Origin of the sequence: Salinarchaeum sp. IM2453, from assembly GCF_019693215.1 — an archaeon.
In the GTDB taxonomy this organism is placed as follows: domain Archaea; phylum Halobacteriota; class Halobacteria; order Halobacteriales; family Salinarchaeaceae; genus IM2453.
The window spans coordinates 2,583,706-2,599,742 of record NZ_CP081183.1 but is presented as its reverse complement, the minus strand read 5'-3'; the positions used below and the strand labels follow the sequence as shown (position 1 = coordinate 2,599,742).

The following is a 16,037-nucleotide window of genomic DNA, read 5'->3' as shown; positions in this document are numbered from 1 at the left end:
CATGTCGACGAATTCCGCTGACACACAAAGTAAGACATTATCAGATGTTGAGCGTGAGATCGATGAGAAATTCAACGAAGAGTATGACTCGTCTATCTTCTCTTCAAGCCCGATAGAATGGTTTGTCTATATTATATCAACTATTTTCTTTGTTTATCATATGTGGTTTGCATATACATTCTCTATTCCCCGGTCACAGCATGCTATCGTTCATCTTGCAATGATTTTGTCACTTTGGGGAATCACGCGCATGCTGAAAATGGATCAGACGACCATCCGAGGCAAACTACTCTCTGGTGCGTACTTGGCGTATTCAGTTGTGTCTGTTATACCGATGTACGTGTTTATGCGAGACTATGACGCTATTGTACGGACTGCTGGTGTTTACGATAACTTGCACATATACTTGGGAGCGCTAGTTATATTACTAGTACTTATCGCCCTCGTCCATATCTCACGGCTTATTACTAGTATTGCAATATTTGGGCTGATCTATTCATACTATGGACCGTTGATGCCAGGCCCGCTGAGCCACAGGGGACTCAGTGTTGAGCGAATTATAACAATGAATACCATCGAAATGGAAGGATTGTTCGGAAGTCTTCTTGAAATCTCTGCAACTTGGGTCGTTATATTTCTCCTCCTTGCTGGTATTATGGAAAAATACGGAGGCATGGCTGCGTTCATTAAGGCGATGACAAGGGTTGCTGCTCGACAACAGTATATCCAAATTGGACAGGTAGCAGTCGCAGCGAGTATGTTCATGGGATCAATCAACGGTTCAACCGCTGCGAATACAGCAACAACCGGCTCTTTTACTATCCCACTCATGAAGGAAAATGGCTACCGCGGAAAAGTTGCCGGTGCAATAGAATCGGTTGCCTCCTGCGGTGGACAAGTTCTCCCTCCAATCATGGGTGCTGGTGCGTTTTTGATGGCAGAACTGATCGAACCAAACTACTCAGAGATTATCATTGGAGCTGTCGTTCCAGCTCTTCTTTTCTTTGCTGCAGTTTCCGTGTCGATATCACTCAATTCTTCTGAAAAAAGTAACATTGTAGTCAACCGGCCAGCTCCTGCAGCCACAGAATATCTCAGACGACTTGCTAGCTTCTACGAGTATGTTGGAATGTTTGCAGTCTTGCTGTACTATCTCGTTATTATTCGAAGTGATCCCATGCGGGCTGGATTCTTTGCCATCCTTGCCCTTCTAGGTCTTCGGCTGGTGAAAGTGCTCGCTGAGGCCTCACGAACAGACGAAAAAGCAACACAGGACGAAATGAGGTTATATATCCGACAGAGTATTGAAGGGTTCCGCAGAGGAGCAGAAGCGACTCTCAACATTACGATTCTTCTGGCAAGTTTGGGAATCGTGATCAGAGCGTTAATTGTAACCGGGTTTGCACAACAACTGTCTTCCCAGTTAGTTGGCTTGGCTGGCGGATCAATCATCGTGATGCTTCTCCTGGCTATGATAGCATCCATTCTGTTTGGCATGGGTATGTCGACAACTGCTGCGTACATGATTGTCGCTATTCTGGTTGCTCCGTCTCTTGTACAGATTGGTGTTGAAGAATTCAGCGCACACATGTTTGTGTTTTATTTTGCGATTGTATCGAATATCACTCCACCAATCGCTTTATCAGTGATTATTGCACAGGGAATTTCAGGCTCAAACTTCTGGGAAACAGCAGTTGAGTCACTAAAGATCGGATATCCAATGTTCTTACTACCATTTGCATTTATCGCCAACGACCCGCTGCTGTACCCATCTGTTGCTACTCTATTTGTATCAGTAGTTGTGTTATCTGGGTTTATATCAGTCAGTATCGGTCTTAATAGCAGGAAGGAGGGATTGACTTATCTACATCGCCTGATCTACTTTGTAATAGGACTTGGAGTAGTGTTCGCACCATCTATGCTCACCCAGACTGCCTTGTTTATGCTTGCTGTACTTGCTATTATGTATTATTTCGATTGGGACTTGCAACGAACACTAAATATTACCAGAAGCTAAGATATGATATAAAATCCTTACGTCAACTGAAGTAAACTGTGATTGGCATCCAGTAGAAAGCTCAGAAACCCTCTGTGGTACTGTTCAGTAATCCTTACTAACTTATGCGGAGATTTCGTCTACTTCTACCTCTGTGACCGGTTCGACGTACTCCTCTAATTGTATTATTATTGAGGCTCCGTTCTCAAAACTAATGAGTCCAATATGATGCGGACTTTGGATACCCGGGGGAGTCTTCTGTATTGTAGAGGCAGCGACCAGCGTTCCACGTGTTTCATAGATCGTATCAAATGAACTTTGTCCACAGTTTTGACAGTGTGACTTTTTGTATGCCGTTGTTCTCTGACAGTTTGTACATACGTAAAATTTTGTCATTTTGGCCCCTCCAAGATGGTGCATACACAGTTGTTACCAAACCCAGCTACGTTAGCTGTAAGTGCTGTACTCGCATTCTTAACCTGTCTACATCCGATATGATTTTGCTCTCTGAGTTGCCATGTCATCTCAACAATTTGAGCCAATCCTGTTGCTCCTAAAGGATGTCCACGAGCCTTAAGACCTCCCCCTGGATTAACTGGCATTTTTCCTGTTCTTTTTGTCTCTCCTTCTCGAGTTAATCTCCAGGCTTTATATTCCGGTGCTAGCCCTAACTCCTCCAGTTCAATCCACTCAAGAATTGTAAACGCATCGTGGATACTTGCCACGTCAATATCATTTGGTTGAATACCAGCTTCTTGATAGGCTCGTTCTGCTGCGTTTTCAACTGACGAAATTCGAAACGGATTCATCCGATCTCCTACAGCATGTGTTCCTGATATACTCTGAGACGCTGGCACACGTACTTCAGTTTCTGCCGTAGTCAATAGAACGGCTGCTGCTCCATCGCTCGTTGGACAACAGTCATATAACCGAAGAGGAGAGGCAATTTCCGGTGATTCAAGCACGTCACTAGCTTCGACGTTTTTGTTGAATTGCGCGAAGTCATTATGCTTAGCATTTCTGTGATTTTTTACTGCTACCTTTGCTAAATCATGGCGTGTAGCCTCAGTCTCTCTAAGATAATAATTAGCTGCTAAGCCAGCCATCCCAGGAAGAGTAACTCCTTGTTGACGTTCATCAGCATGTGTAACTTGACGGATGATCTCCGTTGCATCTTCGGTAGAGGCCTCCGACATTTTCTCACCACCTACTGCCAAAGCAACATCTGCCTGACCAGACGACACTGCGGCAACTGCATCATTGAACGCACTCGCACCACTCGCACTCGTATTCTCAACTCGATGAACAGATGATCCAACAAATCCAAGCTTAGAAACAAACGCATTAGAGAGTCCAGACCGTCCATTGAATATCTCAGCAGCCATATTTCCGATGTGTATTGAATCAACCTCAGAACGAGAAGTACTACTGTCGGAAAGCGCGCGATCAGCGGCGACCTCGAGAAGTTTGAGCAGCGCCCGGTCATCATTAGCTGTGAACTCTGTCATCCCCACGCCGTCGATATGTGGTGTGCTCAGTGTATCTTTATCTGACACTAATTGACTGCTCGACATGCAAACTATCATGGTAATCGATTGCACTTAACTTTGGTGTCCAATAATTCACGTAGACCACCAGCGTGTTATTTTCTCATCAAAAGTTAAGATGCTAAATACATAATAGTTGGATTACCATGGTAGACATTCTTGTTCCCGTGGAAGAAGAAGAGAACCAAATAACTAATATCAAAAATACACTTCTTGGTCTTCCATTTAATCCTGAAATAACGAACCTTCATCTCCTCAATGTATTTGAAGAGTTTGAAGTCGAAAGTGATCAGTGGTCAACAATCAACTCTGAAGAGTTTTATGAGAAGGAGTTCCCACAACCTATTGCGTCCCTTGCTGATGAACTTCAACATAAAGGCTATTCACTTGAGTTGTATCGCCGTCATGGGGATCCTGTTGATACAATTATACAGCTCTCAAATGAAATTACCGCGAACATGATTGTTGTCGGTGGACGTAAACGAAGTCCTGTTGGAAAAGCATTGTTTGGGAGTGTTGCACAGTCTGTGATCCTACAGACGGACATCCCTGTATTGATTGCAGAAAGCACAAATTAACTTGTCACTGGTATAACCGAAACCATTAATACCAAATAATATAGATTTTGTTTTACATGTCATGGCAAGTCATGCCTGACTTCAGTAGCTACAGGAAGGCTCGCGAACAATTTACATGGGATCTACCTGACTCATTTAATCCGGCAAGAGATTTCTTACGAAATCATTCCGATCCGGGACCGGAAGATCGGGTAGCACTCATCGATGCAGTATCAGAAGAACAGTATACCTTTGCAGATATCGATAGGCTTTCCGGTCAGTTAGCAAATGCACTTGCTGACTCCGGAATTGAGAAAGGAGATAGAATTGGAGTCATTGCACCTCAGCGGGTCGAAACCCCAACAACCCACATAGCAGCTTGGCGACTTGGTGCTGTTTCTGTGCCGATGACGACGATGTACGGTGAAAATGCTATATCGTACCGAACCAGCGATGCGGAATTGGATGCAATCATATTTGATCCAATCGTAGCAGATGATGTCGAAGCTGCTACCAGTGAGTATGATGGACTTGATGTTGCCATTCAGTTGAATAGCCACCCATGGTATGTCGGCAGTGGGCCTAGTAACTATCCGGATTTGACTGTTAACGCCCCGACACACACTTTCGACGAGTTCGTCTCTGGGTATTCGGATAAGCAGCAAATTGTCGAGGCAACACCGGAAACGGACAGCACAATCATGTATACATCCGGATCAACCGGTCCACCAAAGGGAGTATTACACGGACACGGACTTTGGCTGGGGCGTGCTGCGGCTGCACATAACTTTTTCAATAGCAACCTGAGCAGTGACAACATTAACTGGACTCCTGCTGACTGGGCATGGGCATCAGCACTCGGAGGATTATTGATGGGCTCTTGGCACCACGGTACAACAGTTGTTGCAGCGCCGATGCAAGGATTTGATCCTGACTCCGTTTTCGACCTCTGTGAAACATATGAGATCAGTAACGCTTTGATTCCCCCTACAGCACTCCGGATGCTTATGGATGCAGATCCAACAGAGTACGATTTAGCTTTACAGACAATTGCTTCGGCAGGAGAGCCACTTACTCCGGAGATATTAGACTGGGCAGAGCAGAACTTTGATAATCTTGCTGTTAACGAATATTACGGACAAACCGAGCTAAATCTTGTCATATCGAACTCATCGCGATGGTTTGATGTAAAGCCAGGAAGTATGGGCAAGCCACTTCCAGGATACGATGTAACTATTCGTGATCCAGAAACGCACGAAAAACTTCCACCAGGAGAAGTCGGCGAAATTGCTGTTAAGCCTCAGGATGACCGGGTCTTCTTCAAGAAGTATCTTGATCGGCCAGATGCAACTGCTAATAAGGAACATAACGGCTGGTATTTAACTGACGATCATGCTAAAATGGACGAAAATGGATATGTCTGGTTCGAATCCCGAGCAGATGACGTTATTATCACGTCAGGATACAGAGTTGGCCCGCTTGAGGTAGAACGTGTTTTGCTAGAACATCCTGATGTCGAGCAGGCAGGTGTAATTGGGGTGCCAGATGAAAAAAGAGGAGAGATTATTAAGGCACATGTTAAATTGGCTTCTGACGTTGCTGGTGATGAAAATCTTCGATCAGAACTTCAAGAACTTGCAAAGGGGAAATTAGCAAAACATGAGTACCCGCGCGAAATAGAATTCACCGACTCATTGCCAATGACCAGCAGTGGAAAAATCCAGCGCGTTAAGCTTCGGGAACTGGAAGAAAAAGAGAGGTCAACTAATATCAAATAAATACACAAATAAATAAAGAAATGATTCTCAAAAGATTTATTCCATTTTTCAACACAAATAGCAAATAAGACAATATAATTCAAAAAATAAGGTATATAGTATAGGAATAAAAAATATAATCCTGTTCCAAAAAATATACTAATTCTTCAAAAATACTCCTAAAGTGATGTTATTTGAATTATATAGTTTATATTATATATAATTTTACTAAACTTCTATTACTCCCTATCTAAGGCAACTTCAGGAAGCGTACTCGAGCGTTTGCTATTACCTTCCTGTGGGCAAATTTTCAACATCTGAAAAATCACGACGTTTATTTGTACTATGATGCGGTTCTCCGGCAAATCTCTGTGTGTAATATTACGTTTATTTATTACCGTGAAATATGTCGGCCAATGTCAGAAACAGTGTCGAGTAAGCAAGCCCACACACAAGCTGACTCAGACAAATCTGGGACAGCCAACGTCTTATGGCTACAAGGGCAGACCGACGCAGGCTGTTCGATGTCAATGATGAATGTACAGCAGCCCGATCTGTATGGAGCAATGGATGAGTTTGACTTTAATTTCGGGTACATGAACACCATTAACCCGACGAGCGGTCCCGAAGTCCTTGATAAACTGGAGAAATTCGGACGCGGAGACCTTTCACTCGATGTGCTAATCGTTGAGGGATCAGTTCCAACCGGACCCGATGGAACTGGTATGGCATGCCTGATTGGATCAAAGAGCGTGATGGAGTGGGTAGAAATGCTAGCACCGGAGGCAGAATTTGTTGTGGCTGTTGGAACATGTGCGGCTTTCGGCAACATTCCAGCTGCTGGCCCCAATCCGACCGATGCAACAGGGTTGCAGTTTCATCGTCGCGAGAAAGGCGGACTCCTTGGAGAAGAGTTTAGATCAAACGCAGGACTCCCCGTGGTTAACATTTCAGGGTGTCCAGTCCATCCTGACTGGGTCATTCAATCACTTGGCGCGTTATTGAGTGGTGAAGATCTGTCTTTGGACGAATATAACCGGCCAAAAACGTTCTTTGACGACGTCACAGTTCACCAAGGATGTCCCCGCAACGAGCACTACGAGTACAAGGAAGCAGCCGAGGAATTCGGCGACCAAGGGTGTCTTTACCTGAATATGGGATGTGAAGGGCCAAATACACACGCTCCCTGTAACCGAGACAAATGGAACCGACAAAAGAGTCTGACACAAGTCGGGATTCCATGTCACGGCTGTAACCAGCCAGACTTCCCAGAGGCACAGATGCCGTTCTTTGAGCGACGTGATGGGCTCACACCACACTCTGGTCTGAAAGCGCTTGCATATTCTCTTGGAGCCGGATTCATGAAAGCAGCTAAGCCCGAACGACTAACAGAGGATAGTGGAGGTGACTGAGATGGGAGAACTAGATCTCAGTCCTGTCACGCGGCTTGAAGGCCATCTAGATTTCACTGTCGATCTTTCTGATGGCGAAGTAGCAGATGCCCAAAGTACCTCGGCAATGTTCCGTGGATTTGAACAAATTCTCAGCGGCCGAGATCCCAAGGATGCACTCGTTATCACCCCAAGAATCTGTGGAGTATGTCCTTCCTCACATAATATGGCATCAGCACGAACACTTGATGATGCCTTCAATGCTACTGTTCCTCCCAATGGACAACGAGTACGAAACCTACTGCTTGGGACAGAAACGATGATGAGCCATGCTGCTCACACGTATGTTCTGTTTGGTCCGGATCTGACAAATGAGAAGTATTCTGACCACGATGCGTATCCAGAGCTTGTCGCTCGGTTTGAGCCGCTTGAGGGTAGTTCATACAAAAAAGCTGTTAAACGCCGTGTGGATCTGACTGAAATCCACGGAATCTTTGCTGGAAAGCGTCCTCACTCAACATTTGTTCCAGCCGGCGCTCCTGTCCAACCATCTATTCAAGACAAAGCAAAAGCAGCCTCACTTCTCTCAGATGTTCAAACATTCCTTGAAGAAACAGTTCTTGGCTGCAGCGTCGAGCGATGGTTAGCGAATGAGAGTGTTGATGATGTTCTTGAATGGATTGACGAAGATGCCAGTCATGCAAACAGCGATGTTGGAGTTATTATCCAATATGGCCCGGAGCTCGGGCTTACTGACATCGGTGAGGGCCCCGGACACTTCATCGCGTACGGGGCATATCCCGACTCAACAGGAGAAAAGTGGCTTCCTGGCGGATTCCACGACGGTACAATTCATCCGCTTGACCAAGAGAAAATTAAAGAACATGTCAAGTATTCGTGGTACTCAGACTACGAAGGCAGCAAGCATCCATTCGATGGCATTACCGAACCAGAATACGTCGAAGAAAACGATGCATACACATGGGCGAAATGTCCTCGATATGATGGCAAAGTTGCTGAAGCCGGACCTCTTGCGCGGATGATGGTTGATCAGGACCCACTGATCACAGATATTGCGGATGAATTTGGAGTTAGTGTATTTAGCCGCGTGTTAGCCCGAGTACACGAAATTGTACGGCTGGCCGCAAAATCACATGAGTGGATAGACAACATCGATCTTGATGCTCCGTTCATGGGCACATTCGAAGAGCCCGACAATACCGATGCGTTCGGACTAACGGAAGCTGCTCGGGGAGCACTTGGACACTGGGTACAAATTCGAGATGGAGAAATAGATAAATACCAGGTTGTCACGCCTTCGGCATGGAATCTTTCCCCGCGAGACTATAATGACACTCCCGGTCCAGTTGAGCAGGCTGTCATTGGAACGTCTGTTCCAGACGAATCGAATCCTGTCGAAGTTGAGCATGTGATCAGAAGCTATGATCCGTGTATCGCCTGTGCCGTCCATTATTCAACACCTGACGAAGAGTTCAAACAGGAGATAGAGCCTGTTCCTGCACCTACTGAGAGCTAACTATGTCTGCCAAAGCACAACAGCAAAAGCCGCTTGTATTGGGTATTGGGAATGCGGTGATGGGTGATGACGGCGTTGGCTTACGTGTTGTTGAGGAACTTGAAAGCGAAGACGTCAGTGACATAGCTCATACAGAGCGCGTGGGTGTTGATGGGTTTCGAGTCCTTGCACGGTTGCGTAATCATGACCAAGCAATCCTTGTCGATGCAATTAGTGGACTAGAAACTGGCGAGGTCTATGTTCTAACCCCAGATAAACTTCGAGAAGAAAACCTCGGGCATTCACTCCATGATCTATCTGTTGAGCATGTTCTCAGAATGGGAAACACAATTTATGAGGACGAATTCCCATCCGACATATACCTTGTCGGCATTGGTATTTCTTCTGCAAGCTTTGGAGAAGAAATTTCAGAGGACGTATCCAATGCCGTTCAGACCGCTGTGGACGTGATTGTTGACATCCTCGTCTCAAATGGTTTAGACGCAGAAACATACGACACAACAATATCTGACGGGGGTGAATAGAATGTGTCTTGGTGTTCCCGGTGAAATTCAAGAAATTAACGACCACCAAGCGACGGTTGATTTCTGGGGTGTTGAGCGTGAAGTTCGGCTGGATGTTGTTGATGCCGATGTACAAGAAGGTGACTACATCCTTAATCACGCTGGCTTTGCGATTCGGAAAATCCCAAAACAGGAGGTCGAAAAGACGATGGCAATTTACGAGACGCTATTTGAGGACGACCAAGAGACGGCACTTGAGGAGATTGGTGTATCGGCAGAAGCAGAACTTGATCTTGAGGATAGCAAGCGGCATGTTCCATCAGAATAACTATGACGAGTTTAGGAGACCTGAAATACCGTGACACACAGAAAGCAGAGGAATTAGCTGATACAATCGACGAGCAGATGGATTCCATCGACCGTGATATCGAAGTCATGCACGTATGTGGAAGTCATGAACAGGTGATCGCTAAGTTCGGCCTGCGTGAACTGCTACCTTCTTCACTCTCCGTAACAATGGGCCCAGGGTGTCCGGTATGTGTCACGAATATGCCTGAAGTAGACGAAGCGGTAGCCCTTGCCGAATCAGGTAAACTGGTTGCAACATACGGCGATATGTTCCGTGTTCCTGGATCTTCCAAAAGCTTAGCTGACGCCAAAGCAAATGGCGCGTCTGTTGAGGTTGTCTACAGTGCAAGCGATGCAGTAACTCTCGCAGAAGAGAATCCGGACCAAGATGTTATATTCTTTGCGACGGGATTTGAAACAACAGCAGCTTCGACGGCTGCTGTGCTTCAAAGCAATCCACCAGATAATTTCTACGTTCTTTCTGCACACAAGTACGTTCCCCCTGCAATGGAAGTAGTCGCCGAAATGCCATCGACAGATGTTGATGCATTTTTAGCTGCTGGACACGCCGCAACGATTACCGGATATGAGTTGTTCGGATCGGTTGCTAAACGGCACGACATACCGGTGGTCGTGGGAGGGTTCGAACCGATTGACGTTCTATATGGTGTTCAAGAAATCTTAGAATTAGTTGAATGCGACCAAGTGGCAGTAAAAAATGCATATCCTCGATGTGTCTCAAAAGAGGGCAACAAAGCAGCTATGCAGGCTATTGAGCAAGTGTTTGAACGCACCTCAGGAGAATGGCGAGGGATCGCCAACATCCCAGATGCAAACTTTACTATCCGAGATGAGTATCACCAGCACAGTGCTAGACAGCAATTTGAAACTGAGTCGGTGTCAGATAACACGGATATGTTGACCGATCAGTGTATCTGTGGGGATATTATGGCTGGCATCTCGTCTCCGGATGATTGTGATCTCTTTGGCGAGGAATGCACACCAGATAATCCGGTTGGAGCCTGCATGGTCTCTGATGAGGGGGCTTGTAAAATTAAACTCGAATATGGAGGGTTACCGGAACTATGACCGACGAAGATACTATCACTATCGCCCATGGAGCTGGCAGCAAGAAGATGCGATCATATCTTGAGGACTACGTTGTCTCTCGATTTAATGGACGACAGACATCTAGTACAACCGTTGGCTTACAGGCAATGGATGATGGAGCTGTTCATGAAATCGGCACCAAATCTGTCGTGATAACTACAGACAGTCACGTTATTTCCCCGCTCTTTTTCCCTGGTGGTGATATTGGACAGCTCGCTATTGCTGGAACTGTCAATGATCTGGCAGTGATGGGAGCAACTACTCCACTCTCAATTACTTGTTCGTTGATTATTGAAGAGGGGACAGCGGTCGAAACAATCGATGCTGTACTCGATTCAATGAAACAAACCTGCGATGAGGTGGGATGTACAGTCACAACCGGGGACACGAAAGTAATGGGCAGCGGTGAAATAGACACGCTCGCGATTAATACGACAGCAATCGGCGATATTGACAAAGGAGGTCACATATCTGATGCCAGTCAGTCACCTGGGGATAAGATAATTGTCTCTGGTACAGTTGGTGATCATGGTATTGCACTTTTGGCTGAACGTGAGGGTATTGATATCTCAGGTAACTTAACTAGCGATATCGCGCCGGTTAACGAGGTTGTTGACGCTGCACTACAGGCCGGTAAAATAACAGCAATGACGGATCCAACACGAGGTGGCCTCGGAACAGCACTCAATGAAATGGCTCAGAAAGCTGACGTCGGTGCTTCCATAGACAAGGAGGCAATCCCGGTTGACGATGCCGTCGCATCTGCGGGTGAGTTATTAGGAATTGACCCGCTGTATGTCGCTAATGAGGGCAAAGTTGTCTTCTGTGTTGACGAGCCAGATGCCGATCGTGTTTTATCCGCAATACGAGATACTGAGGCTGGGCGCAATGCCGCTATTATTGGAGAGATAACTGATCAAAGACAGGGTAGTGTTATCCTTGATACTGGATTCGGAAAGCGGTACATGACCGAACCTCAGGGACAACAACTGCCACGCATTTGCTGATCAACCTATGCATGAAATGACAATCGCGCAGGACCTGATTGATGAAGTTTCCTCAGTCGTTGATGAGTCTGAATATCGCAGGGTTCAGTCAGTCACTATCAGTGTTGGAGAACGGACTCATATTAATCCAACACAATTGGAATTCTGCATTGAGACAATTGCCGTCAGTACGCTTCTCGAGGACGCATCCATTGCCGTTGAGCGTATCGAGACTCTCGGAAAATGCAGCTGTGGTTGGTCAGGCACTCCCCCGTCGATTGATGATTCCGTAATGACCATCCCAACAGATCGATGTCCAGAGTGTAACAGTCAAATCACGTTCACACAAGGTGATGGATGCTACCTATCGAATATACGATTACAGGAAACGAGCAGCTCCACAAGCAAACCCACGTGACACCATGTATTGCATGCATAACATTCCGAAATCCAACGGTATCGACACAAAACCGGTAGTCCAACTCGTGAACTCACTAGTGACCCGTGCTCACCGAGTTGGGAATCACGATTCCCACGAACACGATCATTCCATAGAAACAGATGACATACTGTCGCAGTATCAAAAAGAGGCAGAACGGCTACACGAACGGATTGCACATGAGCATGATATTTTAAGTATTGAATTCCTCGGAGCGACAGGAAGTGGAAAAACGACACTTATCGAGCAAGTCATCGATCACATTGGAACTGACGCCTCTATCGGCGTCATTGTTGGTGATGTTGCTGGGGATGACGATGCACAGCGATTCAAACAGCACGATGTCGCTGTAAGTGATGTTAGTACTGGGAAAGAGTGCCATCTTGATCCAGGGCTGGTTGAGAACGCACTCTCTGACTTTGATTTGTCTGAAATTGATGTGCTATTTATTGAGAATGTCGGGAATATGGTATGTCCAGCAGACTTTCCACTTGGAGCACAGGCACGGGTTCTTGTAGTCAGTACAACTGAAGGCGACGATGTTGTTCGAAAGCATCCTGTCTTGTTTCAGTCCTGTGATATTGGTGTTATAAATAAAGTTGATATCGCTGCTGCTGTCGGTGTAAGCGTTGATCAAATGCATGCGGACATCAAAGATATTAACCCAGATATGCCAGTTTTCAAAACAAACGCTCAGCACCCCGAGACAATGCAGTCGTTGCTTACTCAAATCGACGAGCTTCGGACACACGACCACGCACATCATTGATCACAGCATTGTATATGACTGAAGAGATTCGCAGGCGGGTCACGGTTAACGGTACGGTGCAAGGAGTTGGATTTCGCCCGTTTGTCTACAGGACAGCAGTACAATACGAAGTCAGCGGATACGTACGTAATGCTGGAGGCGTGGTTGAAATCGAATTAGAAGGGTCACCATCGGCAGTTGATCATGTAATAGAAACAATTCAAACAGAATATCCGCCGCTTGCGTCAGTTGATAGTATTCAGACTGAGCAGTGCTATCCAACCGGATCAGACAAGTTTACAATACGTAACTCGGATCAACAGTTCTCTCTGAACCAAGTTCCTATTCCACCGGATACCGCAATATGCGAAGACTGTCTTGCAGATATTCAAAACAAAGAGTCACCATATTACAACTACTGGGCTACATCGTGTGTCAACTGTGGTCCTCGATTTACTGTTATCGAGAAAATGCCGTATGATCGTGAACGAACCTCGATGAAACCATTTCCTCTGTGTGATTCCTGTCATCAACGATATACAGAACCATCTAACCGCCGATATCATGCACAAACAATTGCATGCCCAGAATGCGGACCAAGTCTGCATTACTACGAACACAATACTGCATCCGAGTATACATTCGCTACTTCAGAAGACAAACGTGACCGATTCCCCGGTACGCCAGACCCAAAAAGCAGTGGAACGAAAGCAATACGCGACGTTGCCCAATCGATCCGGTCCGGTAGTCTACTGGCGATCAAAGGTGTAGGCGGATTTCACCTTGTCTGTGATGCACGCTGCAGTAAGACAGTAGCCGATCTTCGCGAGATCACCAATCGGCCAACAAAGCCATTTGCAGTTATGGTGCCTGACACTGCGGCAGCACGTGACATCGCTGTAGTTTCAACACCTGAACGCGAAACACTACAGTCGTTTCAACAGCCGATTGTCCTGCTGGACAAAGATAACGATAGCACTAGCACAGCTCAGAATATCGCTCCAGGCTTGCATACAATCGGGGTTATGCTACCGTATTCTGGACTTCACCACCTACTATTCGAACATCTTGATTTTCCGATTGTCTTTACCTCTGCAAATATCTCTGGACAGCCAACAATAACCGAAAACAGTACCGTGGTCTCAGATCTTGGCGATGACATTGATGGGATTCTGTTACACAACCGTTCTATTGGTGCTCGATGTGATGACTCTGTGATCCGTATGCACGGTGACCGATCAATACAGATACGACGATCTAGGGGGTTTGCACCACAAGGTTTAGCTACTCCAGCTAGTGGAAGTGTGTTTGCAGCAGGGGCAGATCGAAATACTGTTCCAGCTATTCTCGATGGGTCAGCATGTTATCTTACACAGCACATTGGAAGCGCTAACAATCTCTCGTCACGGCAGGCATACAATACAGCCGTTCAGCATCTACAATCGCTTCTTGACGTAGAGCAGGTGGATGCTGTCGCATATGATCTTCATCCTGACTTTAACACAACTCGTTATGCGAAACAACAGTATGACGAACATGACTATGTACATGTCCCTGTACAACATCACCATGCACATGCAGCGGGAGTTCTAGCAGAACATGACAAAGACCGAGCTATCATAATTGCGGTTGACGGAATGGGATACGGACCAGACGAGACGATTTGGGGAGGGGAAATCTTGGAGACATCACTTACAGCGTTTGATCGCGTTGGTGGCTGCTATCCGGTCCCGATGCCTGGCGGTGACCGAGCAACAGAGGTTCCGGGTCGGATGCTTATCGGTATTCTATCCGAACATCCAGCGTATGACAAAGCACGAATCAAATCTGTAATCGATCAATCTCCAGTTTCTTTTCCTACTGATGATGAACTATCTGTTGCATACCGACAGCTTGTCGCTAATGTTAATACACCAATCACAAGCAGTGCTGGACGAGTTCTAGACGCAGTGAGTGCATTGCTTGGATGTTGTCACCAACGCCAATACCAAGCAGAACCGGCGATGCGATTAGAGGCGGTTGCACAGACCGGAGCCGTACACGCAATAGATCAATCAACACGACAATACAATGGTCGAACAGTGATTGATACACCAGCACTGATCGATGAACTACTTAGCTTACTCTCAGAAGGTGTTTCAATCGCAGATATTGCAGCAACGGCCCAGTATCATCTGGCAGAAATGTTTGCAACACTGGCTGTTAAGGCGGCAGAAGAACGTAATTGTTCAGCCGTTGGAGTAGCTGGAGGAGTAGCATACAACGAGCAGATCACGAATGTAATTGAACGGGTTGTCAGTACGGAAAACTTCGATTTCATCATCAACGAAGATATTCCACCTGGAGACGGAGGAATAGCATACGGGCAGGCAACAGTTGCTGCAGCGAAACAGCAGAACAGTAAGTAGCACTGCAATGCATCCAGTCAATCCAACATTAATGTTTCACCGCCAGTGGCCAACAAAGCAAACACCAAAATCTATCCAGCTCCTTACGTCAATGACCGTGTTCAGGAACCTTGTCCGGAAATAATGGACGGAGGGAATCTAGTGCAGCACCAGCTGCTTTCCGAACAGATGGAGAGACATCATCCAACAGTGGCTCAAGTGCATTGATTGCCGGCTCTAACTGCTGGATTGTTTCTTTGTCTTTCACTGTCGCCTGGGTGTGGTATCGCTGTGCAACATACCCAATCTGTCTTGCCGCTATTTCCCGGTTCAGAAAATAATCTGACTGTAAGTACTCGATTAGCTCGGGAATATCATCCCCCGTATACTGCCGATCGGTGTTAACGTCCGGAAGGCCGCGGTACGGAATATCGTGTGCCTCAGCAAACTTCTGAATGTGTCTGTACACAGTTCTTAGTTATTAATATTAAATTTTATATTAATAAATCCAACTGGAAATACCAACTTGAAAGCAACTTCCCAAAGAATTTCAATAATAGCTTTATTGTACATTTCATCCACATGTGGGCAAATTTCAACGCCTGAAAAATGACGGTGTCTGTTCGTACTACGGTTCGGTTCTTCAGCAAATCTCTGCGCGTAATGTTACATTGTGGCTTCGTTAGTGGATAGAACGAGCCCGAGATACTCGTCTACTGAATTTGCTCGGC

14 protein-coding genes are annotated in these 16,037 nt (G+C 46.1%); 12 read left to right on the top strand and 2 right to left on the bottom strand.

The features are described 5' to 3' along the window. The first annotated feature begins 1 nt into the window (after nucleotide 1). Complete coding sequence (locus K0C01_RS12350) at nucleotides 2–2,017, top strand: TRAP transporter permease (protein ID WP_221169995.1); 2,016 nt, start codon at nucleotides 2–4, stop codon at nucleotides 2,015–2,017. A gap of 371 nt (nucleotides 2,018–2,388) precedes the next feature. Here the strand turns inward: K0C01_RS12350 and K0C01_RS12345 are convergent, their stop codons facing one another. Next, the gene (locus tag K0C01_RS12345) at nucleotides 2,389–3,504 is read right to left on the bottom strand and encodes a thiolase C-terminal domain-containing protein (protein ID WP_221171272.1); all 1,116 of its coding nucleotides are present in this window, start codon (nucleotides 3,502–3,504) and stop codon (nucleotides 2,389–2,391) included. Nucleotides 3,505–3,689: 185 nt separating this feature from the next. Between K0C01_RS12345 and K0C01_RS12340 the strand changes: the two genes are divergently transcribed. The 11 genes from K0C01_RS12340 (at nucleotide 3,690) to hypF (ending at nucleotide 15,327) form a co-directional block, all read left to right on the top strand. Beyond that, a complete protein-coding gene (locus K0C01_RS12340) occupies nucleotides 3,690–4,121 on the top strand; it encodes a universal stress protein (protein ID WP_221169994.1) in 432 nt (143 codons plus the stop codon). A gap of 56 nt (nucleotides 4,122–4,177) precedes the next feature. Beyond that, nucleotides 4,178–5,878 (top strand): acetate--CoA ligase, encoded by a 1,701-nt coding sequence (locus K0C01_RS12335; RefSeq protein ID WP_221169993.1) that lies wholly within the window; start codon nucleotides 4,178–4,180, stop codon nucleotides 5,876–5,878. Between the two features lie 395 nt (nucleotides 5,879–6,273). After that, nucleotides 6,274–7,269: a hydrogenase small subunit gene (locus K0C01_RS12330; protein WP_221169992.1), complete on the top strand. Its 996-nt coding sequence runs from the start codon at nucleotides 6,274–6,276 to the stop codon at nucleotides 7,267–7,269. 1 nt (nucleotide 7,270) lies between these two features. Continuing rightward, the gene (locus tag K0C01_RS12325; RefSeq protein ID WP_221169991.1) at nucleotides 7,271–8,785 is read left to right on the top strand and encodes a nickel-dependent hydrogenase large subunit; all 1,515 of its coding nucleotides are present in this window, start codon (nucleotides 7,271–7,273) and stop codon (nucleotides 8,783–8,785) included. Nucleotides 8,786–8,787: 2 nt separating this feature from the next. Beyond that, a complete protein-coding gene (locus K0C01_RS12320) occupies nucleotides 8,788–9,309 on the top strand; it encodes a hydrogenase maturation protease (protein ID WP_221169990.1) in 522 nt (173 codons plus the stop codon). 1 nt (nucleotide 9,310) lies between these two features. Next, nucleotides 9,311–9,616 (top strand): HypC/HybG/HupF family hydrogenase formation chaperone, encoded by a 306-nt coding sequence (locus tag K0C01_RS12315; RefSeq protein ID WP_221169989.1) that lies wholly within the window; start codon nucleotides 9,311–9,313, stop codon nucleotides 9,614–9,616. 2 nt (nucleotides 9,617–9,618) lie between these two features. Further along, nucleotides 9,619–10,725 carry a hydrogenase formation protein HypD gene (hypD, locus tag K0C01_RS12310; protein WP_221169988.1) on the top strand — a complete coding sequence of 369 codons (1,107 nt, stop codon included), beginning with the start codon at nucleotides 9,619–9,621 and terminating at the stop codon, nucleotides 10,723–10,725. Beyond that, a complete protein-coding gene (hypE, locus tag K0C01_RS12305; protein ID WP_221169987.1) occupies nucleotides 10,722–11,753 on the top strand; it encodes a hydrogenase expression/formation protein HypE in 1,032 nt (343 codons plus the stop codon). The genes hypD and hypE overlap by 4 nt, the downstream gene beginning before the upstream one ends. A gap of 7 nt (nucleotides 11,754–11,760) precedes the next feature. Continuing rightward, the gene (locus K0C01_RS12300) at nucleotides 11,761–12,150 is read left to right on the top strand and encodes a hydrogenase maturation nickel metallochaperone HypA/HybF (RefSeq protein ID WP_221169986.1); all 390 of its coding nucleotides are present in this window, start codon (nucleotides 11,761–11,763) and stop codon (nucleotides 12,148–12,150) included. Nucleotides 12,151–12,229: 79 nt separating this feature from the next. Next, nucleotides 12,230–12,940: a hydrogenase nickel incorporation protein HypB gene (gene hypB / locus K0C01_RS12295; RefSeq protein ID WP_221169985.1), complete on the top strand. Its 711-nt coding sequence runs from the start codon at nucleotides 12,230–12,232 to the stop codon at nucleotides 12,938–12,940. A 14-nt stretch (nucleotides 12,941–12,954) separates the two neighbouring features. Further along, the gene (gene hypF / locus K0C01_RS12290; RefSeq protein ID WP_221169984.1) at nucleotides 12,955–15,327 is read left to right on the top strand and encodes a carbamoyltransferase HypF; all 2,373 of its coding nucleotides are present in this window, start codon (nucleotides 12,955–12,957) and stop codon (nucleotides 15,325–15,327) included. 88 nt (nucleotides 15,328–15,415) lie between these two features. On the opposite strand, the gene K0C01_RS12285 is transcribed toward hypF, so the two are convergent. Further along, nucleotides 15,416–15,775, bottom strand: coding sequence for a hypothetical protein (locus tag K0C01_RS12285; protein ID WP_221169983.1), 360 nt, complete (start codon nucleotides 15,773–15,775; stop codon nucleotides 15,416–15,418). Nucleotides 15,776–16,037: the final 262 nt, after the last annotated feature.

Excerpts from the sequence above, each read along its gene's own strand:
- K0C01_RS12315 (WP_221169989.1), top strand. The coding sequence starts at position 9,311 with ATGTGTCTTGGTGTTCCCGGTGAAATTCAAGAAATTAACGACCACCAA.
- K0C01_RS12330 (WP_221169992.1), top strand. The coding sequence starts at position 6,274 with ATGTCAGAAACAGTGTCGAGTAAGCAAGCCCACACACAAGCTGACTCA.
- K0C01_RS12320 (WP_221169990.1), top strand. The coding sequence starts at position 8,788 with ATGTCTGCCAAAGCACAACAGCAAAAGCCGCTTGTATTGGGTATTGGG.
- K0C01_RS12340 (WP_221169994.1), top strand. The coding sequence starts at position 3,690 with ATGGTAGACATTCTTGTTCCCGTGGAAGAAGAAGAGAACCAAATAACT.
- K0C01_RS12345 (WP_221171272.1), bottom strand. The coding sequence starts at position 3,504 with ATGACAGAGTTCACAGCTAATGATGACCGGGCGCTGCTCAAACTTCTC.
- hypD (WP_221169988.1), top strand. The coding sequence starts at position 9,619 with ATGACGAGTTTAGGAGACCTGAAATACCGTGACACACAGAAAGCAGAG.
- K0C01_RS12350 (WP_221169995.1), top strand. The coding sequence starts at position 2 with ATGTCGACGAATTCCGCTGACACACAAAGTAAGACATTATCAGATGTT.
- K0C01_RS12335 (WP_221169993.1), top strand. The coding sequence starts at position 4,178 with ATGTCATGGCAAGTCATGCCTGACTTCAGTAGCTACAGGAAGGCTCGC.
- K0C01_RS12300 (WP_221169986.1), top strand. The coding sequence starts at position 11,761 with ATGCATGAAATGACAATCGCGCAGGACCTGATTGATGAAGTTTCCTCA.
- hypE (WP_221169987.1), top strand. The coding sequence starts at position 10,722 with ATGACCGACGAAGATACTATCACTATCGCCCATGGAGCTGGCAGCAAG.
- K0C01_RS12325 (WP_221169991.1), top strand. The coding sequence starts at position 7,271 with ATGGGAGAACTAGATCTCAGTCCTGTCACGCGGCTTGAAGGCCATCTA.
- hypF (WP_221169984.1), top strand. The coding sequence starts at position 12,955 with ATGACTGAAGAGATTCGCAGGCGGGTCACGGTTAACGGTACGGTGCAA.